Here is a 20,771-nt window from a genome sequence, read left to right on the forward strand (position 1 = left end):
TTAATATTTATGTGCTGTAGGTGAAAAAGATGAAGAAATATAGTTATAAAGCTTTAGATATAGATAGAAAAATCATTAAAGGGGTATATAACAATATTAGTGTAGAGGAAATGGTTAGGGACTTAAACAAAAGAAAATTATTTCTATTAGAATGCAAGGAAGTAAGAGAAGAGAGAATAGGGTTAAAAAGAAAACTTAATTTAAAAGAGACATTTTTATTTTGTCAGCAAAGTTATTATTTGATAAAATCTGGTATAAGTGTACCTGAATCTTTACGGTTATTAAGTGCTAGATTCAAGGAACAGTTTCTTAAGAAAAAAACTTGGCAGCTTTTTCAATTGGTTTCCCAAGGAGAAAGTTTATATAGTGCTATGGAAAGCTTAAATGGTATATATCCATCCTTTATGATGTGTATGATCAAAATAGCAGAAGAAAGCGGGAATTTAGAGGGGATATTTTATAAATTGGCAAGGCACTATTACTATTTAGAAGAACTGAAGAATAAGATTAAAAAATCATTAACCTATCCAATAATAACATTAACGGTTTCATCTATTGCTATAATTTTGCTTAGGATAAAGGCTATACCAACTTTTATTAATATGATTGTAGAAATGGGTGGTGTGGTTCCCAAAAGTACCAAAATACTTATATTTTTATTTGACAAAGGAATTATGTTTATGGCCATGGTTATAATGTCAGTTTTATTATGTTTTAAATTTAATAAAAGTTATAGTCAAAAGATAAAATTTAAAATACCCTTTATTGGAAAATACATTTTAAGATGGGAAGAGATAAAGTTTGTAAAAAGTTTAAGTATATTGCTAAGTAGCGGTACAAATATAGTAACGGCTTTGAACACTATAATAGAATCCACAGATAATGGGTACATAAAAGATAAATATACAGCTGCTTTAGATAAAATAAAGAGGGGAAGCGGTATTTATAAAACATTGGAGTGCATAGATATATTTCAAAGTTTTACTATTTCCATGCTTTCTATAGGGGAGACTAGTGGAGACATGGAAGAGGCATTAAATAATATAGAAATAATTTTGGAGCAGGAATTTAAATATAAATTAAATAAAATCTCTGAAATTATAGAGCCAGCGCTGATAGTTTTTATATCCATATTTATAGGAAGTATAATTATTGCTGCTTTAATACCTGTTATAAATATGACATCATCTATGAAGCTGTGACTTAGGAGGGAGTGTTAGGGTGAGTAAGTTTGTAAATAAAGGATTTACAATGATAGAGTTGATTATAGTTTTATCTATAATTTCAATAATAACTTTAATAGCCACTCCTAATTATTTAAAATATAGGGATTATGTTATTGAAGAGGAGGCTTTAACTGTAGGTAAAGGAATATATTTAAGTGCTGTGGACTGTTATTTTATTAATAAAAAAAGTGATTTGAAATCTATAAAGGAATTTATCCAGAAGGATTTAGGGAGTTCTGTAATTAGCGTGAGTAATGAGGGATCAGCAAAAGAAAGTTATTTGGAAGTTAAATACAATTACAATGGAAAAGAATATAAATGTTTAATGGATTTAGAAAAAAATATATGTGAGATATTCTATTTAAATAGTAAAAGTGAAAGTCTAATTTATAAAAATTACTAAGGGGTTGTTGCACCAGCCACAAATACTATGATATCTTGTATTAGATTTAAAGCCACAAAACAATATATTGTATGTAAATTCATTAATGCAACGGCCTTATTACTTGGGGTGAAAGATATATGAAAAAAGCATATACACTGATAGAAATTATAATAGTAATGGCCTTAATTACAGGGATTTCTTGTGGAATGGTATTTGCTTATAGAAACTTTAAAAAATTAAAACAAGATGTAGAAGTAAATTTCTGTGTACACAATGTAGTATTATTTATAAATAAATGTAAAAGTTATTGTAAAGGTCATGAACAGTCAGGGACAATAGAAAAACTTCAAAATGGATCGGGTTTTGTGTTTAAACATAATTCCCTAAAAATAGATACATTAATAGTACCTTCTGGTATAGAAGTGGAAAGTATGAATAGTACGTTAGAAAAGATAGAAATAGATAGATTAGGTTTTACCAGCAGTGCATGTACTATAAAAATTAATACCAATTCGGGAAAAAAAAGAGTGACAATTCAAGTAGGTTCAGGCTATGCCAGTGTAAAGGTGGAGTAAAATGATTAAAAAAAGAAGGGGTTTTGGTTTTGTAGAAGTTTTATGCAGTGCAGTGATATTTTTTATGGTAATTGCATCCGTATTTAGACTTAAAATATTTATTAATAAAATAAACCATAGGCAAGAAAATATACAGAGGTATTGTTGTTTTCTATCAGGGTTAAAGTACAATTTGTTGAAAAATACTACCTATGAACAAATAAAATTCCTTAAGGAAAATAATAAATTAAATATTTCAAAAGATAAAATAGATGTGGATATGCTTGGTAATGGGGATTTTAATAAGAACTTTAATGAGATTTTCAATGAAACCATTAGTGTAGATGATTATCCTAGGGTAAAGGTGGAAATAGAGGATTTTAGAAGTGAAAAGGTATTTAAAATAAAATTAAAGGTATTTTTTTTAGTAAACAATAAAATTGAAAATATTAGTACAGAATTTTTGAAGGGGAATTATCAATGAAGAAAAAAGCTTTTACACTTATAGAATTAGTAATAGCTGTGAGTATTGCATCTATATTATTTTCATTAGAAATTAGGGTTTTAGCAAGAGAAATAAGAAGTTTTTCTAGAAATCTTCAATGTACAGTTAATTATTCATCTATAAATGAAGGAATTAATTTTATACATAAAGTATTACATGGTAAATCAGATATTCAAGTGCAGGATAATACAATTAAAGTAGTAGACAATAAGAAAAATAAAATAAAAACCATTAAATTAGAAAAAGGTGTATTAAAGATAGAGTATGAAGATGTAAATTACCATTCTGGTAAAAAGACTTTCAATACAATATGCAAAGATGTTAAGAATTTTAATGTATATAAAAATGCCAAAGTTTTGTTTGTGAAAATTCAAGATATTACAGGAAAGGAGTGTTCAAGATTTATACCATTAGAAAACTAAAGAAAAAGGGATATATATTTATTTATACTATATTTGCAGTATTAATTCTTATTACATTAGTGAACTATAGTTTATTATTGAACACTTCCACTATAACTGTAAATAATTATATTAAAGAATATCAGCTTAAAAGTGATATAAAAGAAGATAGCAAAGAAGTGTTATTGAGTGAAATATACAATTCCATTAATTTGAATGTTCAACCTTTAAGTTGTGAGGGAGTAAAAGAATATTTGGTAGAGGAATTAAATAACAATGTTATACAAGAAGGAGCATCTAAATTAAATGATAATTTTATCTGTGAAAAATCATTTATAGAATATGTAGAGCCAGATAAGGAATATGAATTTTTGGAGGCAGGAGTATATTTTCAAATAGTTACCATATTTTCGAAAGCATATAGGATAAGGGAAATATATAAGTGTACTATAGAGAAAGAAAATATTAAATTCACATATGTATTACTAAGTAAATATTAATTTTATTTTTCTGAATTATTTTCTAATGAGAAACAGTTTTAAATGCTATTTGAAAATTAATGTTTTATTCGATGACTACCTGCCGTTATCTCCCACTTCTAACAAAGTGGGAGATAACGGCAGCTACGTCCCTGGATAACGATCTCTAACCTTCAGTTGGAGCAAAAACTCCATCTGCAGCTAAGAGCTCTGTTTATAGAAATATAATGAGGAGGTTTTTATTTGATTAAAAAAAATACAATAATTAAAATAGAGGATAGGGATACTTTTTTATGGAACAAAAATAATTTTGAAAGCATTAAAAACGTAAATGTAGATTTAAAAAATAGAAATTTATATTTAATAGTAGAAGGAGAAAGAGTTTATATTAAACTTTTGAATCTTCCTAAGGTATCAAAGGATAAATTGTACAAAATGATAGAGTATCAGTTAAAGTACTATTTCACAGATATGGAGGATATTCTATTTGACTATTATATATGTAAAAAGCTAAAAAAGTCTTATGAAATAATGGTCTTTTGTATTAATTCTAGAAAAATCAATAATTTGCATGGATTATTAGAAAAGGGAACTAAATTGAAATTAGTGAATTTAATTCAATTTGTTATTTTAAATTATGTAAAAAATTATGTGGATGATAAGGAATATACATTGCTATTTGAAAATAATAGAAATGTATATATAATGGCTATAAAAAATGATATTTTGGTAGATAATTCTATGATTAGAGATTTTACTGGGGATTTTCAGGAGTTTTTTCTGGAGTTTAGCCCTATAATAGAAAATCAATTGATGGATATAGAGAACAATAAAGTTTATGTATTGTGGTTTGAATATGAGGATATATTAAAGGAACTAGAAAGAAAATATAAATTAGTTATATTGGATTATAAGGAAAAGAATATAATAGAAAACTTTACAAAAGATTGGAAGTATAGAATGTGTATAAAGTAAATTTTTTACCTAGGGAATATAAAGAAAAAAATAGAAATGAAATTTTTAATAAAATTATAATTATATTTACCATAATTAATATAATGATGATAATAAATGCTCTTTTCTATAAAGAGAAAGTTCAAAAGATCTCTAAGGAAATTAAAATATGTGAGGAAAATATGGATAAATATAATTACAGTAGTAAAAACATCAGTAAATATAGTAATGAAGATGATAGCAAAAATAATAGCAAGGATAGTATTAAATATAATAGCAATGATAAAGCAAGTATAGAATCTATAAATAATTTTATAGATTTATATAATTTTTCTAAAAGTAGTATTAGTTTTAATAGTATAAATGTAAATGAAAAAGAAATCCAGTTTAATGCAAACGCTAGTGGTATAAGTAGTTATATAAATTACTTAGAAAAAATGGAAAAGGAAAATAAATACCAGATTAAAGATTTTAGCAATTCAAAGAAAGAAGAAAATATAGGTTTTAGTGTAAAAATGGAAGTGAAGTAATGAATAGAAAAAAATTTTTAACTATAATAATTGTTATTACTATGTCTACAGTATTAGTATTGTATAATTATTTTTTACATAGGGAGTTGAGTATAAAAGGCAAGGATTTGAAAGGAGTTAAACAGCGCACACAATTGTGGCAGTACAAAAATAAAGTAAATATAAAGGAAAATAAAGAACAAAATAAAAATAAGTATAGCCATGTACTAAAAGAAATACATAGTTTAAAATTATTGGAGATAAATGAAATGTCATTAGAAGAAGTTAATGGCAGTAAATGTGCAAAGTTACAGCTATGTTATACCAAAACTTTAGAGGAGTTTGCTAATGATATTAATATTAAAAAATTCTTTTTAAAAAATAAAAATTTTAAAATTAAAAGTGTTATTTTTAAAGAAAATAAGGTAATAATAAATATGGAATGTATTGTGCTTTAAAAAGTACTATGAATATTTAACGTTGGGTATATTTAACAAGAAACTTTCACTTCAATGAAGTATGTGAAGGTAGTTCACAACTGCATTATAAAGAAATATTTGCAAATATTGATTAGTTTTGATAAAATATCATTGTTCAACATATGAAGTTGCATTGAGTATGCATATGATGGATATAGATACAATATAATTGTATTGATTGCCTATTAAAGGTTATAATAATAAATGAAATTTATTTTTTTTTGGAGGGATACCGAATGATTTCAGCAGGAGATTTAAGAAAAGGAACAACTTTTGAATTTGATGGACAAGTTTTTACAGTAGTAGATTTCTTACATGTAAAACCAGGTAAAGGAGCTGCTTTCGTTAGAACTAAAATAAAAAATGTTATATCTGGCGGAGTAGTAGAAAGAACATTTAACCCAACTGAAAAATTACAAGAAGCTGTTATAGAAAGAAAAGAAATGCAATACTTATACTCTGATGGAGAATTATATTACTTCATGGATCAAGAAACTTATGAGCAAATTCCTTTAAACTATGAAAAAGTAGAAGATGCAATAAAATTCTTAAAGGAAAATATGTTTGCAGTTATAAAATTCTTTAAAGGAGAAGCTTTCTCAGTAGAAGCTCCAAACTTTGTAGAACTTCAAGTAGTTGAAACAGAACCAAGTGTTAAAGGTAATACAGCTACTAACGTTACAAAAGCAGCTAAAATGGAAACAGGAGCAATGATTCAAGTTCCTTTATTTGTAGAAGAAGGACAAATGGTAAGAATAGATACAAGAACTGGAGAATATATGGAAAGAGTTTAGGTTATACTAATTATAACTTAAATTGTTTATAAGGATGTGGTTATATGAATTCGGTTAAGCAAAAAGTATCCTATCTTAAGGGATATATAGATGGATTGCACATAGATTCGGAAACAAAAGAAGGAAAAGTAATTAAAGAAATGGTAGATATATTAGAATGCATGGCAGATGAAATTTGTTCTCTTAAGAATTCTAATGGTGAAATAAAAGAATACATAGAGCAGATTGATAATGACTTAATAAATGTTGAAGATGAAATATATGGGTTAAGTGAAGAGATTATTGATGAAGGCTGTGAATACAATGATGAAGACTTTGAAGAAATAAAATGTCCTAGTTGTAGTGAGTCCATATTCATTGACAAAACACTATTCCAAAGTAACGAACATTTAGAATGTCCTAATTGCAGATATAATATGGTTTTATGTTGCAAGGAAAAAGAAAAAACTGAATAAAATGTAACCAAAGCATTGATAAAATGAGAGTATACACTAGTGGTATGCTCTTTTTTTATGCCTTAAAATATAATATTTTAAATTGTAAAAGTAATATCTCAAAATAATTAATTTTTAATAGGATCTTTTGTATTTTCTTATTTGTAAATATTTCAAAAATTAAGTAATAAATTAGATAGATAATAAATAGAAATTAATTAAGAGAGGAGGAAATGTTGATGTACTTATATGGTTTAGAAAAATTCTTAAATGAAGCTTTAATTAAACTAATACAAAACACAGAAGAATTGGACAAACTTCAGGAAATACGAATAAGACTTGGAAAACCTATAATTTTGGGGATAAATAACAAAGAAATTTTAAAGAATTATATTCCTAAGGAAGAGGAACTTAAAAGTATTATTCAAAGATTTAGTAGTTATTCATTATATGCCTTTGATGAAGAAATAAGACAAGGATATATTACCATAAGGGGCGGACATAGAATTGGCATATGTGGCAGCTGTGTGGTGGAAAAGGACAAAATAAAAACCATAAAAAATATAAGCTCCATAAATATTAGAATTTGTAGGCAAATAATAGGTTGTGCAAACAAGGTAATGCCTTTTTTAATTGAAAATGGAGAGCCTATGAATACTATAATAATTTCACCGCCTAAATGTGGCAAAACCACTTTGATAAGAGATATAACAAGAAATATATCTAATGGAATGGATGGGCGTATAAATGGCAAAAAAGTTTCTGTAATAGATGAGAGAAGTGAAATAGCCGGATGCTATCTAGGGGTGCCGCAAATGGATGTAGGAATAAGAACCGATGTTTTGGATAGTTGTCCTAAAAGCTACGGTATATCCATGGCCATAAGAAGTATGGGGCCTGAAGTTATAGTTTGTGATGAAATAGGAACTTATAGGGACATGGAAAATATAATACTTGCACTAAATTCTGGAGTAAAGGTTATCACAACTATACATGGATACGATGAAAACGATCTTTATAGAAGAGCTGTGTTTAAGGAAATAATAGATAATAAGGTATTCTCTAGAGCCATTATACTCAGTAACACTAAAGGAGTTGGCACTGTTGAATATGTATATGATTTTAATAAAGGAAGTAAAGTTTAGAAAGAGGTTATTATGATTAAAATAATTGGAAGTTTAATTATAATTATATCTTCTACTTATACCGGGTTTTACTATGGTGGGGAATTTAAAAAAAGGGTAGAACAATTAAGAGAGTTTGAAAAAGCTGTATATCTATTGAAAAACGAAATGTTTTACACATATACATCACTGCCAGATGCTTTTAAGTCTATAAGTTTTAAAGCAAAGGGGGAAGTTAAAAAGATTTTTAATCGTATGTGGGAGCTTTTAAATAATAATAAAGTAGAAGATGTATACGAAGGATTTAAAATAAGTATTGATGAGCAGAAGGATTTAAAATTAAAGGAGGAGGATATAGATATACTTTTAAATTTAAGTAAGAGCTTAGGAAAATCTGATTTAGAAGGACAAAGGGCAATAATACTATTTACTATGGAAAGATTAAAAAAGCAAATTGATGCTGCAGAAAAAGCTATGGAAAAAAACATCAAGATGTATAGATATTTAGGTTTTTCTATAGGAGCTATGTTAGTAATCATGTTGTTATAGGAGGTAGGCATGTTAGACGTAGGTTTAATATTTAAAATTGGAGCTGTTGGTATACTTATAATAATCCTAGACAAGGTTCTTAAAAGTGGAGGAAAGGATGAATATGCAGTAATAACTAATTTGGCAGGAGTGGTTATTATACTTATGATGGTTATTAATTTAATAAGTAAATTGTTTTCTACAGTTAAAACATTATTTCAGCTATAGTATAGCAATATGTAAAGAATTTAATTTTAGGTTTCTAAATAAACATATTAAACAATAGGAGGAAGGTATGGAAATTGTTAAGATAGCCACTTTTGCTTTTATAGCTTTGTTTATACTATCCATATTCAAAAAAAGAAGAGATGATATAGCCCTGCTTATTAGTATATTTTGCGGGTGTTCTATATTTGTATTTATGATAGATAAACTATCGGTAATAATTAAATTTCTACAAAATTTAGCTACAAAGGCTAATATTGATTTTGTTTATCTGAACATAGTTTTTAAAGTATTGGCTATTGCTTTTTTAGCCACCTTTTGCAGTGAAATATGCAAGGATGCAGGAGAGGGCACTATAGCATCGAAAGTGGAGTTTGGTGGAAAAATACTTATTTTAGCATTGTCAATACCAATATTAATGGCGGTTTTAGATACTATTACAAAAATTTTATAGATAAAAAAGTGAGGTAGATATGAAGAAAATAATAAGCTTAGTAATAATATTTACCCTGTTTTTTACAAATTATAATGTACAAGCATCTTCAAAGAACTACAGTGAAACAAATGAAATTGCTAATGAAGAGCAAATAGAAAGTTTGTATAAGTATATTTCTAATATGAAAAATAAATATGAAATAATACAAGAATTAAATCCTAAAGAATATGTTATGGATTTTATGAAAACTGGTGATGGTAAATTTTCAATTAAAAAGCTAGGTAAAGCTTTATGGTCCTATGCTTTTAGAGAAATATCGGCATCTTTAAAAATAATGATAAATATTCTTGTAATAGGAATTATAAGTGCACTACTAAAAAATTTAGAAAATGCCTTCAGTAATGAAAAGATGACAAAGGTAGCATATTTTGCTTGCTATTCTATTGTGATAATAATTGTAGCTAAGAGTTTTAAAATAGGAGTATCGCTGGTTATAGGTACTATAAATTCCATGGTAGACTTCATGACTGCACTTATACCAGTACTTTTGGTAATGCTGGCTAGTATAGGTGGCATTGCAGAAGCAGCAGTTATGAATCCAATAATAATTGTGGCTATAAATGTATGTTCTAGAATTTATGTAAGCTTTATTATACCTATGATACTTATGAGCTTTGTATTAAATTTTGTAAATAACATATCTAATGATTATAAAATAAGTAATTTAACAAAAATATTCAGTAAGGTAGCTTTATGGACGCAAGGAATAATTATGACAGTTTTTGTAGGCATGGTAAGTATAAGAGGTATTACTTCTAAAACTTTAGATGCAGTTACGTCTAAGACAGCAAAATATGCAGTAGATAATTTTGTTCCAGTGGTAGGTAAATGTCTTTCAGATGCAGTATCCACAGTAGCGGGATATTCACTTTTAGCTAAAAATGCTTTAAGTAGCTTAGGGCTTGTGATACTTTTAGCTATTATAATTTTCCCTATAATGAAAATATTTATTATAGCTTCTATGTATAAAATAAGTGCAGCACTGATAGAGCCTATATGTGACAAGGGTATAGTGAAATGTATAAGTGACTCTGGAGATTCTTTGATCATGCTAATGTCCACTTTAATTAGTGTTTCATTTATGTTTTTTATAATGATAAGCATTATAGCAGCAGCTGGAAGTGGGGTTTTAGGAGGATAAAAATGATAGAATTTATGAAAAATTGGGTAATAACTATAAGTGTTTGTGTATTTTTTATAATAGCAGTAGAATCCATATTGCCCTCTAATGATTTGAAAAAATACGCAAAATTTGTATTAGGATTAATATTAATAATCACAATAATAAATCCTATTATAAAGATCATTAATGGAAATTTAAATATTACAAGTGCTATAAACATGGATAAATATACTGAAGATAAGTTATATAAAAATACTTATGAAGAATATAAAAATAAGAATATTGAAAGTACTTGTAAAAATTTTGAATATAATTTAGAAAAGCAGTGCATGAATAAACTTAAGGAAAAATATAGTGATAATAATTTTAAGATAGCTGTAAAAGTAAAATATCAAGAGGACACTAATAGCTTTAAAATAATGAGCATGAATGTGGGAGTAAAAAAACACAAGGTGGTAGAAAAAGTTGTGATAAATACCAAAAGGGAGCCTAAAAGTAAGGAAAAAGTTGAGGATAAATTAGATAAAGAGATAAAAAATTATATTAATAAGGAATTTGAAATTCCAATTAATGTTATAAATATATATAAAATCTAGGGAGGGATAAAATGAACTTTAAGGATAAATTATTAAAGTTTAAAAATGAATTAAATAAGGACAAGGATGGTAATAAAAAAATTTTTAATTTAATAGTAATAATATTAATTGGATGCATATTGATGATAGCTGGCAGTAGTTTCAAGGGGAAAAAGAGCATAAACACAGTTGCAGCCAATAATCAAAATACTAAAGAAAATATAGAGTACACAGGAAATAATGATAAGGAGTATGAAATATTCCTTCAAAATCAACTAAAGGATAAACTAGAAAAAATTCAGGGAGTTGGAAGGGTAGAGGTGATGATTTATTTTGAAAGTGGTGAAGAAAAAGTACCTGCAGTGAATATCAGCAATTCTGATAATGTGACTAATGAAGAAGATACAGCAGGTGGAAAGAGAAAAATTTCTCAAAACAATAACGATAAAAACGTAGTGATTACTAATGAAGATGGAAGTAATAAACCACTTATAGTGAAAAAAAATAAGCCTAGGATTACAGGAGTATTAGTAGTGGCACAGGGGGCTGAAAGTAAGGTAACGGAACTAAGGATAAGTAAGGCGGTATGTGCATTATTTGACATACCAAATATTAAAGTCAATGTATATCCTATGAAAAAGTAGCATATAATTCTATGTAAGAAGAAATGGGGGGTTTTGTAATGAATAAGAAACAAGCTATTATTATTGCAACATTATTAGTGTTAATTGTTTGCTTAGGTATGGTGGCAACTAAGGTAAATACTTCAGTAATATCTAAAAGTGGTGGAAAGACTGGAGAGAAAAGTGCTATATCTTTTAATAATAACCAAAAGGAAGAAAGTAAAAGCAACTATTTTACAGAATCAAAAATGTTAAAAGAAGAGCGTACTATTCAAACTCTTGAAGAATTAAAATCTATAATCGATGATGAAAAGATCGATAAAGAACAAAAATCCAAGGTTATAGAAGAATTCAAAAACATATCAACTAATGCAGATAAGGAAAATAAAATTGAAATAGCACTTAAAGGAAAAGGCTTTGAAGATGTTGTATGCATGATAGAGAAGAACAATAAGGTCAGAGTAATAGTTAAGTCTAGTAAAAAATTATCAGATAAACAAGCAAAAGAAATTCAAGATGTGGTTATGAGTGTTACTGGATCAAATAATGTGGAAATTGAAAATAAGGAATAATAATTGTAAATGCAAAATGTATTTGATATAATGTATCTAAGGGTAAAGAGATTTATTCGATGACTACCTGCCGTAACACTCCCACTTCTAACAAAGTGGGAGATAACGGCAGCTACGTCCCTGGATAACGATCTCTAACCTTCAGATGGAGTAAAAACTCTATCTGAAGCTAAGAGCTCTGTTTATTTAAGAGACTTAAGGAGGTAAAGAGATGGATGAAAGTTTAAAAAACACAGAGTCTGTAGGAGTTGTAAAGATTTCTGATGAAGTTGTTAGTGTCATTGCTGCATTAGCTGCTGATGAAATAGAAGGAATAGAGGAAATAAATGCTGGCTTAGCTGGAGGCATATCACAAATACTTGGAGGCAAAAAAAATATATCTAAAGGTGTTAAGGTATCTGTGAATGAAGGAAGTGCAACCATAGATTTATACGTAGTTGTGAGATACGGCGTTAGAATTCCTGAAATTTGTGAGAAAGTGCAGAAGAATGTTATGAAAACAGTAGAAACCATAACAGGATTAAAAGTTTCAGCAGTGAATGTGTATGTTCAGAACGTAGCAATTCCTAAACTTGAAGATCAAAATAGTAAAGAAGAGAAAGAAGATTAAAATATACCCTCTGATTTCAGAGGGTTTTTCCATGTTCAACATTGTGAATAATTTTAGTATATTTACAATTTTTTTGATAATAATTAAATAATAGAGGTAAAAACAAATATTGAAGGGAGAATTTTTATGAACAGAAGAAAATCAAGAGAAGCTACAATGAAATTATTATATGGAAGAATTATAAACAAAGGTGAGTATGAGGATTTAATAGAGGACTTTAAAGAAAATGCAGAAGAAAATATAGAAGATATAGATTTTTCATATGTAATAAAAACTTTAAAAGGAATTGAAGATAACATAGTAGAAATAGATAGTGAGATAGAAAAATATTTAAGTGGTTGGAAAATTAGCAGAGTTTCTAAGGTGAATCTTTCAATTTTAAGATTAGCAATTTATGAGATAAAATTTATAGAAGAGATACCATATAGAGTAGCTGTAAATGAAGCTATTGAACTTGCAAAAAAATATTCAGATGATAAGTCACCAGCATTCATAAATGGTATATTAGGTAATATGGCAAAGTAATAATAAAATATGGGAGGTTAGCTGCCAAGATATGTTTATTAAAACTTTAACTGTGGGTAAACTAAATAGTTACATAAAGAAGATAATGGACAGCGATTTTATACTTAAAAATATATATGTAAAAGGGGAAATATCAAATTTAAAGATACATAGTAGTGGACACATATATTTTTCTTTAAAGGACTCAGAAGGTAAAATTAGTTGTGTTATGTTTAAGGATTCCGCTGAAGGTCTCACTTTCCAACCTGAGAATGGAATGAAGGTTTTAGCTACAGGAAGGGTATCTGTATACATAAAAGATGGAAACTATCAATTATATTGTAGTGAGATGCAAATAGAAGGATTGGGAGAATTACATATTGCCTTTGAAAATTTAAAGAAAAAATTATATGAAAAAGGAATGTTTGAAGAGGACAATAAAAAGCCTCTTCCTAAGTATCCTAAAAAAATAGGAGTAATAACTTCACCTACTGGTGCGGCTGTAAGAGATATAATAAATGTATGTAAAAGACGAAATACTAAAATGGATATATTAATTTATCCCACATTGGTACAGGGAGATGCTGCCAGCCTGGGAATTATAAATGCTTTGAAATATTTAGATGAAAGAGAAGACATAGAAGCAATAATAATAGCTAGAGGTGGAGGATCATTAGAGGAACTTTGGGCTTTTAATGATGAAAAGTTAGCAGAAGCAGTATATAAATGTAAAACTCCAGTGGTGTCAGGGGTAGGTCATGAAACGGATTTTACTATAATAGATTTTGTGTCAGATAGGAGAGCTCCCACTCCTTCAGCAGCTGCAGAAATATTAGTTCCCAAATTAGAGGATATGGTCAAGGAAATATCTTACTATGGTGAATATTTATTCTCATATATGGAAAAGTTTATAGATATATCATATAATAAAATTAATTCTTTAAGAAGTGTACTAGAGGTAAACAGTCCTTTAAATCGTATTGTAAATGAATATAGAATACTGGACAATTATAAAAATACTATGGAAAGTATTATTAAAAATAGATTATATGAAGAAAAAAGCAAATTAAATGAATATAAAATAATATTGGAATCAAACAATCCTTTAAATTCCTTAAGTAAAGGGTTTTCAATTATATATGATGATAAATATAATATAATAAAAACTAAAGAAGATATAATAAAAAATGATATAATAAACATAAGGTTACGAAATGGAGAAGTAAGATTAAAAATACAAGTTCTGGAGGAGAGCAATGGCTAAAAAAATATCCTATGAAGAGATGTTAAAAGAATTAGAAGGCATTGTTAAACTTATGGACAGTGAAGAATTATCTTTAGATGATGCCATTAAAAATTATGAAAAAGGCATAAAATTATATAATAAGTTAAATTCTACACTTAGTACAGCAGAGGGTAAAATAAAGATAATCAAGGATGAAGAAGAGAAAGATTTCTTAGATGAAAGGGAATAGTTATGATAGAGAGACAAATAAAAGAGGAAATAGAGCTTTGGATTGAAGATTATTTTAAGGATAAGGGAAATTATAATAAAATAATATACGATGCAATGAAATATAGTTTAACTGTGGGAGGCAAGAGAATAAGACCTATATTAATGCTTCTTACCTATAAAATGTATAGGGAGGATTATAAAAAAATTATTCCTTTGGCTTGTGCAGTGGAAATGATACATACGTATTCTCTTATTCATGATGATTTACCTTGTATGGACAATGATGACTTAAGAAGAGGAAAACCTACTAATCATAAGGTTTTTGGATATGCTATGGCAGTTTTAGCAGGAGATGGATTGCTAAATGAAGCTATGAATATAATGTTTAAATATATATTGGATAATAAGGAAGGTTTAGAAGCTTGCTATACTATTTCAAAATCTGCAGGAGTAGAGGGTATGATAGGAGGGCAAGTAGTTGACATTTTAGGAGAAGGCAAAAAAGTTACAGAGGATGAACTTACATATATGCATAAAAAAAAGACAGGGGAGCTTATTACAGCACCTATAGTAGCAGGAGCATTATTGGCAAAAGCACCTAATGAACATGTGGAAAAGCTTAAATTATATGGTGAGAAATTAGGGGTTGCCTTTCAAATTAAAGATGATATTTTAGATGTAACTGGAGATGCAAATGTCCTTGGAAAAAATGTCCATAGTGATGATAAAATGCACAAGACTACTTTTATAACCACCTATGGATTAGAGGAATGTAAGATAAAATGTGAACAATTAACTAGAGAATGTATTAAAATATTAAGAGAATTAAACTTACATTCAGAGCCGTTGGTGGCATTAACCAGGTTTCTTTTAGAAAGAAATAATTAGTAAATTTATTTTAAATTTAATTTAAACATTTTGAATAATTAATATCCATATGATATAATTATTCTGCGAGGTGGTGCAGTATTCTAGTCGGGTAAGTGTTTTTTGAAGACGGGGCTAAAAATCCGTTAAAGGGCACATCGATGAAGTTCCTGGTGCTGGCTTATGACGCCCAGTTATGGGTTGGTGCTGGGAGTAAGGGGGATGGGGCAATCGCAATGGCATGCGACACTGACCCTACCTTCGTGGAGACCACTGCTTGTGGGTTAAGCTAGTCGCCTAATCTACGACAGTGGATTAAACCTGCATTGTGGTAAAAAAGCTATGTGCAGCGTAGCCTGCCTTGAAGTGGTGTAGGGAGAGGTGTGAACAAGTTAAATGACTTTGGCCGAAGGCATTTAACCATTGCATGCTGAAACCTATGCTGCAAAAGAGGCTAGAGAAACACCTAACTGTCGAGGAAAACTCCTAGACTGTTCCATAAGAGATATATTAGGGATTAAAGTACGGACTAAGTGGTAATCCAGTCCTATTTCTGGTAACAAAATAGATAGTCTATTAAAGGGAAACCGTCAAAGTGGCGACACTTAGATTAGACTATGGGAAATCCTACTGGACCTAAGCCGTAAGATTTACTTAATATATCACCACCTCTTAATCTTATAATTACCAAAAATAAATTTTTTATTTTTATAAGTTAAAAAGAATTCATATAGATTTTAAAATTTTTAGAAATCTAGTTTTAATGTATAAAATGGGGGAATGATTGGTTGGGAAGTCGGAGTAAGAATGATGGTAAAAAAAGTAATAGAAAATGGGTAATTACTATTGTTATTTGGAGTATATTAATTGGAGGAAGTGTTACCCTTTTGTCAGATACGCTACTAAGAGAAGTGGACACTTTAGTAGCTTTTATTATATTAGTTTTTATAGTTTCTATTGGAATTGCATTTGATGCTATAGGGGTGGCGGTAACTGCAGCTGATGAGGCTCCCTTTCATTCTATGGCGTCTAAAAAAATTCCAGAAGGGAAGATTGCAGTAAATCTAATAAGAAATGCTGATAAGGTATCAAACGTCTGCAATGATGTAGTAGGAGATATTTGCGGTATAGTCAGTGGTTCTGTTGGTATTTTAATATTGCAAAAGATTGTTGAAGTTTTTCCGAAATTAAACATGCCCATAGCTAGTGCTTTTGTGGGAGCTATTATAGCTTCTGTAACTATAGGAGGAAAAGCCTTGGGAAAGGGAATAGCTATAAATAAAAGTAATAATATAATTCATAATGTAGCAAAAGTCATTAAAGGGTTCAAAAAATTAAGTTTAAAAAGGAAAGATGATAATGGGAAATTTATTAAAAAATTATAAGGACATGCAACAAATTAAAAAAATGTCCTTTGAGGATTTAGATATATTTGCAAAGGAAATAAGAGAATTTTTAATAGAGGAAGTATCAAAAACAGGAGGACATCTGGCATCAAATCTAGGTGTAGTTGAACTTACTTTAAGTTTATATAAAGTCTTTAATTTTCAAAAGGATAAACTTATTTGGGATGTGGGACATCAAGCATATGTACATAAAATACTTACGGGAAGAAAAGATGACTTTAAATCCCTAAGACAATATGATGGTATGAGTGGATTCCCAAAAAGAAAAGAAAGTCCTTACGATGTATTTGAAGTAGGGCACAGTAGTACATCTATTTCTGCAGCTATTGGAATGGCTAGGGTTAGAGACTTAAATAGTGAGAATTACGAGGTTATACCTGTAATAGGCGATGGAGCTTTAACCGGGGGAATGGCTCTAGAAGCTCTAAATGATTTAGGATATTCAAAAAACAAGGTTATAATAATATTGAATGATAATCAAATGTCTATAGATAAGAATGTAGGTGGATTATCTACATACTTAAGCACCATAAGAACAGATCCAAAATACAATAAATTTAAAAGTGATTTTAATAGTACTATTAGAAAAATGCCTTTAGGAGAGGGAGTAGCAAACTCAATTCAAAAATTAAAGGATGGCATAAAGCAATTAGTAGTGCCAGGAATGTTATTTGAAGATATGGGCATTAAATATTTAGGACCAGTAGATGGTCATAATATAAAGCAAATGGTTAAAATTTTATCCATGTGCAAGAATATAAATGGTCCAGTACTTATACATGTTATAACTAAAAAAGGTAAAGGATATACTTATGCAGAAAGTTACCCAAATAAATTTCATGGAATTGGGCCTTTTGATTGGAAAACTGGTAAATCACTTTCTTCTGGAAAGATTACATATTCAAAAGTGTTTGGAGATGAAATGGTTAAAATTGCAGAGAAAAATAAAAAAGTAGTGGCTATAACTGCAGCTATGCCCGATGGAACAGGACTTAAGGAATTTTCTCAAAAATATCCTAAAAGGTTTTTTGATGTGGGAATAGCAGAACAGCACGCGGTTACTATGGCTGCAGGCATTGCTTCTGGGGGATTTAAGCCTGTGTTTGCGGTATATTCTACTTTTTTACAAAGAGCTTATGACCAAGTATTGCATGATGTGTGCATGCAAAATCTTCCGGTAGTTTTTGCTATTGATAGAGCAGGAATTGTAGGAAATGATGGAGAAACACATCAAGGGGTATTTGATATATCTTTTTTATCTCATATTCCTAATTTAACAATCATGAGCCCTAAAAGCACGGAAGAATTAAGGGCTATATTAAATTGGTCCATAAAGCAAAATTTCCCTATAGCCATAAGATACCCAAGAGGCGGGGATGATGGGGAACCATTAAAACCAGTGGAGAATATAAAGCTTGGTAAGTGGGAAGTTTTAAAGGATGAAGGTGATATAGCCATAATAGCTACAGGTAATATGGTAGAAAAGGCTTTAAAAGTTAGAGAAAAATTATATGATTTTGGAATAAAAGTATCTGTTGTAAATGGGTATTTTATAAAACCTATGGATGAGATGCTTTTAGAAGATTTAGCCCAAAGAAAGAAGTACATATTTACTATAGAAGATAATGTAGTAAGTGGTGGATTCGGAAGTAATATATTGAATTACTTGAATAAAATAAATAAAAAAGTTGATATTGTTAATATTGGATATAAAGATGAATTTATTCCTCACGGTGATACCAAAACTCTTTACAAAGTAAATGATATGGACATAGAGGGAATGGTCCAGACAATTTTGAGAACTGTTAATTAAAGGTGAGATTATTATGTGTGCAGAAAAAGAAAGATTAGATATAGAATTAGTAAGAAGAGGCCTATTCCCTTCCAGAGAAAAAGGAAGGGAGAGTATAATAAAAGGTGAGATATATGTAAATGGAATTAAAGTCAATAAGGCATCCCAAAAGGTTTCTTCAGAAGACAAAATAGAATTTATGGGAGAAAAATTGCCCTTTGTAAGTAGAGGGGGATTAAAGTTAAAAAAGGCTTTAGAGAGTTTTGAAATAGATTTAAAAGGTAAGGTATGTTTTGACATAGGTGCATCTACAGGTGGATTTACTGATTGTATGCTTCAAAATGGAGCAGTTAAAGTCTGGGCAATAGATGTGGGAACAGGTCAATTGGACAAAAGGCTAATAGAAGATGAAAGAGTTGTTAATCTTGAAAAAACTAATATTAGATACTTAACTAAAGAAAAAATAAACCAAGAGGTTAATTTTGCTAGCATAGATGTTTCTTTTATATCTTTGGAGAAGGTGGTACCAACAGTTATTGATCTTTTGTGTGAGGTTGGAGAAGTGGTGGCACTTATAAAACCTCAATTTGAGGCTGGAAAAGGCAAAGTAGGAAAACATGGTGTTATAAAAAAACCTTCAGTACATTTAGAGGTTATAAAAAGAATGGTAAATTTTTTGAGGGCAGAAAATTTAAAAATCAAAGGTTTAAACTATTCGCCTATTAAAGGACCAGAAGGTAACATAGAATATTTAATTTATTTTACTAAAGATATTTCCCATGTGGACATTATAACAGATGAAAATATAGAAATGACAGTAAAATCAGCACACGGTTGTTTAAGGTAGGGTTGAAAATGAAAAATGTAGGAATTAATATTAATAGTCAAAAGGATCCAGAAAATCAAATTTTAAATAGAATATTAAGAAAGTTGCAAAAAAAATGCAATGTAGTGGTATTTAGTGACGCTGAAGAGTTAAAGGAAAGCCGCAGCGAATTTGACTTTGTAATTTCCGTTGGTGGAGATGGAACTATATTGAGAACTGCTAGAGCTATAGGTAATAGAGAAATACCTATACTAGGGATAAATTTTGGAAATTTAGGATTTTTAACTACTGCAGAAGGAAGAGAATTGGAAGATGCTTTGGAAAAAGCCTGTAATGATGAATATTCTATAGAAGAAAGAATGATGTTGGAATGTACCATAAAGCATTGTGGAATAGAGCAAAAATTGTTAGCTTTAAATGATGTGGTGGTTTGTAAGGGCACTTTATCTAGAGTAATTAATTACAATATTAATATAGATGGTACACATTACAATAGTATATTGGCAGATGGTATTATTATATCAACACCTACTGGTTCTACAGCCTATTCTTTATCAGCTGGTGGACCAATAATATATCCTACTTTAGAGCTTGTTACTATAACTCCTATATGTCCAATATCCTTAAGTGCAAGAAATTTTGTATTAGATGGTGGCAGCGAGATAAATATAAATTTTGACCAAAATAAAGAAAATGCCTTTTTGACTGTAGATGGACAGGAGGCCTTTGAACTTAATAATAGTAGTGAAATTTCTATAAAGAAATCTAAAAATAAAACTAAGTTAATAAAGACTCATAACTATGATTATTTCAATGTATTAAGAAAAAAAATAATATCAAGAATTAAAGAATGAGAAGGTGATTATTTATGAAGATAGCCCGTCATGCTAAGATAATAGAAATAATAAACTCAAAGGAAATCGAAACTCAAGAGGAGTTAGCTGATGAATTAAGAAAAAGCGGTATTGAAGTTACACAAGCTACAGTTTCTAGAGATATAAAGGAACTTAAGTTAATAAAAGTTTTAGGAACTACAGGAAGATATAAATATGCCACCATATCTCCTACAGAAAGTTTTTTATCTGACAAATTGATATCCATATTTTCTCAAACTGTACTTTATGTAGAAAATATTTCTAATTTCGTAGTGGTGAAAACCATTTCTGGTTCTGCTCCAGGTGCTGCAGAAGCAATAGATTCAATGAATTTTGAAGGTATAGCAGGAACGATAGCAGGAGATAATACTATATTTTTATTAATAAGAAGTGAAGAAAAAGCTAAGGAAATAGTTCAAAAACTTAAAAAAATGATAAATGAATAGGAG

At 29.0% G+C, this 20,771-nt stretch carries 29 protein-coding genes; all 29 read left to right on the forward strand.

Translation table 11 applies throughout. The annotated features are described in order from the left end of the window. Positions 1-29 precede the first annotated feature (29 nt). The 29 genes from FGK85_RS05300 (at position 30) to FGK85_RS05445 (ending at position 20,768) form a co-directional block, all read left to right on the forward strand. Positions 30-1,202, forward strand: a complete 1,173-nt coding sequence (locus FGK85_RS05300) for a type II secretion system F family protein (protein WP_138204442.1) — start codon at positions 30-32, stop codon at positions 1,200-1,202. A gap of 19 nt (positions 1,203-1,221) precedes the next feature. Continuing rightward, positions 1,222-1,629, forward strand: coding sequence for a prepilin-type N-terminal cleavage/methylation domain-containing protein (locus tag FGK85_RS05305; protein ID WP_207670519.1), 408 nt, complete (start codon positions 1,222-1,224; stop codon positions 1,627-1,629). Positions 1,630-1,748: 119 nt separating this feature from the next. Then, a complete protein-coding gene (locus tag FGK85_RS05310) occupies positions 1,749-2,186 on the forward strand; it encodes a prepilin-type N-terminal cleavage/methylation domain-containing protein (RefSeq protein WP_138204444.1) in 438 nt (145 codons plus the stop codon). A 1-nt stretch (position 2,187) separates the two neighbouring features. Continuing rightward, the gene (locus tag FGK85_RS05315) at positions 2,188-2,649 is read left to right on the forward strand and encodes a type IV pilus modification PilV family protein (protein WP_138204446.1); all 462 of its coding nucleotides are present in this window, start codon (positions 2,188-2,190) and stop codon (positions 2,647-2,649) included. After that, positions 2,646-3,092, forward strand: coding sequence for a type II secretion system protein (locus FGK85_RS05320; RefSeq protein WP_138204448.1), 447 nt, complete (start codon positions 2,646-2,648; stop codon positions 3,090-3,092). The genes FGK85_RS05315 and FGK85_RS05320 overlap by 4 nt, the downstream gene beginning before the upstream one ends. After that, positions 3,062-3,571: a hypothetical protein gene (locus tag FGK85_RS05325; protein ID WP_138204450.1), complete on the forward strand. Its 510-nt coding sequence runs from the start codon at positions 3,062-3,064 to the stop codon at positions 3,569-3,571. Before FGK85_RS05320 ends, FGK85_RS05325 begins: the two co-directional genes overlap by 31 nt. Before the next feature lie 222 nt (positions 3,572-3,793). Further along, complete coding sequence (locus FGK85_RS05330; protein WP_138204452.1) at positions 3,794-4,525, forward strand: type IV pilus biogenesis protein PilM; 732 nt, start codon at positions 3,794-3,796, stop codon at positions 4,523-4,525. Continuing rightward, on the forward strand, positions 4,513-5,034 hold the full coding sequence (locus FGK85_RS05335; RefSeq protein ID WP_138204454.1) for a hypothetical protein: 522 nt from the start codon (positions 4,513-4,515) through the stop codon (positions 5,032-5,034). The genes FGK85_RS05330 and FGK85_RS05335 overlap by 13 nt, the downstream gene beginning before the upstream one ends. After that, positions 5,034-5,471: a hypothetical protein gene (locus FGK85_RS05340; protein ID WP_138204456.1), complete on the forward strand. Its 438-nt coding sequence runs from the start codon at positions 5,034-5,036 to the stop codon at positions 5,469-5,471. Before FGK85_RS05335 ends, FGK85_RS05340 begins: the two co-directional genes overlap by 1 nt. Before the next feature lie 257 nt (positions 5,472-5,728). Then, entirely contained in the window at positions 5,729-6,286 is a 558-nt protein-coding gene (gene efp / locus FGK85_RS05345; protein ID WP_138204458.1) for an elongation factor P, read from the forward strand. Positions 6,287-6,330: 44 nt separating this feature from the next. Further along, positions 6,331-6,741, forward strand: coding sequence for a CD1247 N-terminal domain-containing protein (locus FGK85_RS05350; RefSeq protein WP_138204460.1), 411 nt, complete (start codon positions 6,331-6,333; stop codon positions 6,739-6,741). A 218-nt stretch (positions 6,742-6,959) separates the two neighbouring features. Further along, positions 6,960-7,865: a stage III sporulation protein AA gene (gene spoIIIAA / locus FGK85_RS05355; RefSeq protein ID WP_138204462.1), complete on the forward strand. Its 906-nt coding sequence runs from the start codon at positions 6,960-6,962 to the stop codon at positions 7,863-7,865. Between the two features lie 12 nt (positions 7,866-7,877). Next, complete coding sequence (gene spoIIIAB, locus FGK85_RS05360; RefSeq protein ID WP_138204464.1) at positions 7,878-8,393, forward strand: stage III sporulation protein SpoIIIAB; 516 nt, start codon at positions 7,878-7,880, stop codon at positions 8,391-8,393. Positions 8,394-8,402: 9 nt separating this feature from the next. Then, positions 8,403-8,600, forward strand: a complete 198-nt coding sequence (gene spoIIIAC / locus FGK85_RS05365) for a stage III sporulation protein AC (protein WP_138204466.1) — start codon at positions 8,403-8,405, stop codon at positions 8,598-8,600. Positions 8,601-8,667: 67 nt separating this feature from the next. Continuing rightward, entirely contained in the window at positions 8,668-9,051 is a 384-nt protein-coding gene (gene spoIIIAD / locus FGK85_RS05370) for a stage III sporulation protein AD (RefSeq protein ID WP_138204468.1), read from the forward strand. 19 nt (positions 9,052-9,070) lie between these two features. Beyond that, entirely contained in the window at positions 9,071-10,234 is a 1,164-nt protein-coding gene (gene spoIIIAE / locus FGK85_RS05375; RefSeq protein ID WP_138204470.1) for a stage III sporulation protein AE, read from the forward strand. Between the two features lie 2 nt (positions 10,235-10,236). Continuing rightward, positions 10,237-10,812 (forward strand): stage III sporulation protein AF, encoded by a 576-nt coding sequence (spoIIIAF, locus tag FGK85_RS05380; protein ID WP_138204472.1) that lies wholly within the window; start codon positions 10,237-10,239, stop codon positions 10,810-10,812. Between the two features lie 11 nt (positions 10,813-10,823). Then, a complete protein-coding gene (gene spoIIIAG, locus FGK85_RS05385) occupies positions 10,824-11,435 on the forward strand; it encodes a stage III sporulation protein AG (protein ID WP_138204474.1) in 612 nt (203 codons plus the stop codon). Positions 11,436-11,473: 38 nt separating this feature from the next. Continuing rightward, entirely contained in the window at positions 11,474-11,986 is a 513-nt protein-coding gene (locus tag FGK85_RS05390) for a SpoIIIAH-like family protein (RefSeq protein ID WP_171011334.1), read from the forward strand. A gap of 211 nt (positions 11,987-12,197) precedes the next feature. After that, positions 12,198-12,596, forward strand: a complete 399-nt coding sequence (locus FGK85_RS05395) for an Asp23/Gls24 family envelope stress response protein (RefSeq protein ID WP_138204478.1) — start codon at positions 12,198-12,200, stop codon at positions 12,594-12,596. Between the two features lie 126 nt (positions 12,597-12,722). Continuing rightward, the gene (gene nusB / locus FGK85_RS05400; protein ID WP_138204480.1) at positions 12,723-13,121 is read left to right on the forward strand and encodes a transcription antitermination factor NusB; all 399 of its coding nucleotides are present in this window, start codon (positions 12,723-12,725) and stop codon (positions 13,119-13,121) included. 31 nt (positions 13,122-13,152) lie between these two features. Then, positions 13,153-14,364, forward strand: coding sequence for an exodeoxyribonuclease VII large subunit (gene xseA, locus FGK85_RS05405; protein ID WP_138204482.1), 1,212 nt, complete (start codon positions 13,153-13,155; stop codon positions 14,362-14,364). Then, on the forward strand, positions 14,357-14,575 hold the full coding sequence (locus tag FGK85_RS05410; protein WP_138204484.1) for an exodeoxyribonuclease VII small subunit: 219 nt from the start codon (positions 14,357-14,359) through the stop codon (positions 14,573-14,575). The genes xseA and FGK85_RS05410 overlap by 8 nt, the downstream gene beginning before the upstream one ends. 2 nt (positions 14,576-14,577) lie before the next feature. Further along, the gene (locus FGK85_RS05415; RefSeq protein WP_138204486.1) at positions 14,578-15,444 is read left to right on the forward strand and encodes a polyprenyl synthetase family protein; all 867 of its coding nucleotides are present in this window, start codon (positions 14,578-14,580) and stop codon (positions 15,442-15,444) included. A 767-nt stretch (positions 15,445-16,211) separates the two neighbouring features. Beyond that, positions 16,212-16,808, forward strand: a complete 597-nt coding sequence (locus FGK85_RS05425; RefSeq protein ID WP_138204488.1) for a hypothetical protein — start codon at positions 16,212-16,214, stop codon at positions 16,806-16,808. Next, entirely contained in the window at positions 16,783-18,642 is a 1,860-nt protein-coding gene (gene dxs, locus FGK85_RS05430) for a 1-deoxy-D-xylulose-5-phosphate synthase (RefSeq protein ID WP_138204490.1), read from the forward strand. The genes FGK85_RS05425 and dxs overlap by 26 nt, the downstream gene beginning before the upstream one ends. Before the next feature lie 13 nt (positions 18,643-18,655). Further along, on the forward strand, positions 18,656-19,468 hold the full coding sequence (locus FGK85_RS05435) for a TlyA family RNA methyltransferase (RefSeq protein ID WP_138204492.1): 813 nt from the start codon (positions 18,656-18,658) through the stop codon (positions 19,466-19,468). A gap of 8 nt (positions 19,469-19,476) precedes the next feature. After that, a complete protein-coding gene (locus FGK85_RS05440) occupies positions 19,477-20,301 on the forward strand; it encodes an NAD(+)/NADH kinase (protein WP_138204494.1) in 825 nt (274 codons plus the stop codon). 14 nt (positions 20,302-20,315) lie between these two features. Then, positions 20,316-20,768, forward strand: a complete 453-nt coding sequence (locus FGK85_RS05445) for an arginine repressor (protein ID WP_138204496.1) — start codon at positions 20,316-20,318, stop codon at positions 20,766-20,768. The last annotated feature ends 3 nt before the right edge of the window (positions 20,769-20,771 follow it).

Origin of the sequence: Haloimpatiens lingqiaonensis (genome assembly GCF_901447495.1) — a bacterium.
Classification (GTDB): Bacteria; Bacillota; Clostridia; order Clostridiales; family Clostridiaceae; genus Haloimpatiens; species Haloimpatiens lingqiaonensis.

Bases quoted from the DNA above. Each gene is read 5' to 3' on its own strand.
- dxs (WP_138204490.1), top strand. From the start codon at position 16,783: ATGGGAAATTTATTAAAAAATTATAAGGACATGCAACAAATTAAAAAA.
- spoIIIAE (WP_138204470.1), top strand. From the start codon at position 9,071: ATGAAGAAAATAATAAGCTTAGTAATAATATTTACCCTGTTTTTTACA.
- spoIIIAB (WP_138204464.1), top strand. From the start codon at position 7,878: ATGATTAAAATAATTGGAAGTTTAATTATAATTATATCTTCTACTTAT.
- FGK85_RS05410 (WP_138204484.1), top strand. From the start codon at position 14,357: ATGGCTAAAAAAATATCCTATGAAGAGATGTTAAAAGAATTAGAAGGC.
- FGK85_RS05350 (WP_138204460.1), top strand. From the start codon at position 6,331: ATGAATTCGGTTAAGCAAAAAGTATCCTATCTTAAGGGATATATAGAT.
- spoIIIAD (WP_138204468.1), top strand. From the start codon at position 8,668: ATGGAAATTGTTAAGATAGCCACTTTTGCTTTTATAGCTTTGTTTATA.
- FGK85_RS05415 (WP_138204486.1), top strand. From the start codon at position 14,578: ATGATAGAGAGACAAATAAAAGAGGAAATAGAGCTTTGGATTGAAGAT.
- FGK85_RS05440 (WP_138204494.1), top strand. From the start codon at position 19,477: ATGAAAAATGTAGGAATTAATATTAATAGTCAAAAGGATCCAGAAAAT.
- efp (WP_138204458.1), top strand. From the start codon at position 5,729: ATGATTTCAGCAGGAGATTTAAGAAAAGGAACAACTTTTGAATTTGAT.
- FGK85_RS05340 (WP_138204456.1), top strand. From the start codon at position 5,034: ATGAATAGAAAAAAATTTTTAACTATAATAATTGTTATTACTATGTCT.
- xseA (WP_138204482.1), top strand. From the start codon at position 13,153: ATGTTTATTAAAACTTTAACTGTGGGTAAACTAAATAGTTACATAAAG.
- FGK85_RS05320 (WP_138204448.1), top strand. From the start codon at position 2,646: ATGAAGAAAAAAGCTTTTACACTTATAGAATTAGTAATAGCTGTGAGT.
- FGK85_RS05315 (WP_138204446.1), top strand. From the start codon at position 2,188: ATGATTAAAAAAAGAAGGGGTTTTGGTTTTGTAGAAGTTTTATGCAGT.
- spoIIIAF (WP_138204472.1), top strand. From the start codon at position 10,237: ATGATAGAATTTATGAAAAATTGGGTAATAACTATAAGTGTTTGTGTA.
- FGK85_RS05390 (WP_171011334.1), top strand. From the start codon at position 11,474: ATGAATAAGAAACAAGCTATTATTATTGCAACATTATTAGTGTTAATT.
- FGK85_RS05395 (WP_138204478.1), top strand. From the start codon at position 12,198: ATGGATGAAAGTTTAAAAAACACAGAGTCTGTAGGAGTTGTAAAGATT.
- nusB (WP_138204480.1), top strand. From the start codon at position 12,723: ATGAACAGAAGAAAATCAAGAGAAGCTACAATGAAATTATTATATGGA.
- FGK85_RS05445 (WP_138204496.1), top strand. From the start codon at position 20,316: ATGAAGATAGCCCGTCATGCTAAGATAATAGAAATAATAAACTCAAAG.
- spoIIIAG (WP_138204474.1), top strand. From the start codon at position 10,824: ATGAACTTTAAGGATAAATTATTAAAGTTTAAAAATGAATTAAATAAG.
- FGK85_RS05310 (WP_138204444.1), top strand. From the start codon at position 1,749: ATGAAAAAAGCATATACACTGATAGAAATTATAATAGTAATGGCCTTA.
- FGK85_RS05300 (WP_138204442.1), top strand. From the start codon at position 30: ATGAAGAAATATAGTTATAAAGCTTTAGATATAGATAGAAAAATCATT.
- spoIIIAA (WP_138204462.1), top strand. From the start codon at position 6,960: ATGTACTTATATGGTTTAGAAAAATTCTTAAATGAAGCTTTAATTAAA.
- spoIIIAC (WP_138204466.1), top strand. From the start codon at position 8,403: ATGTTAGACGTAGGTTTAATATTTAAAATTGGAGCTGTTGGTATACTT.
- FGK85_RS05435 (WP_138204492.1), top strand. From the start codon at position 18,656: ATGTGTGCAGAAAAAGAAAGATTAGATATAGAATTAGTAAGAAGAGGC.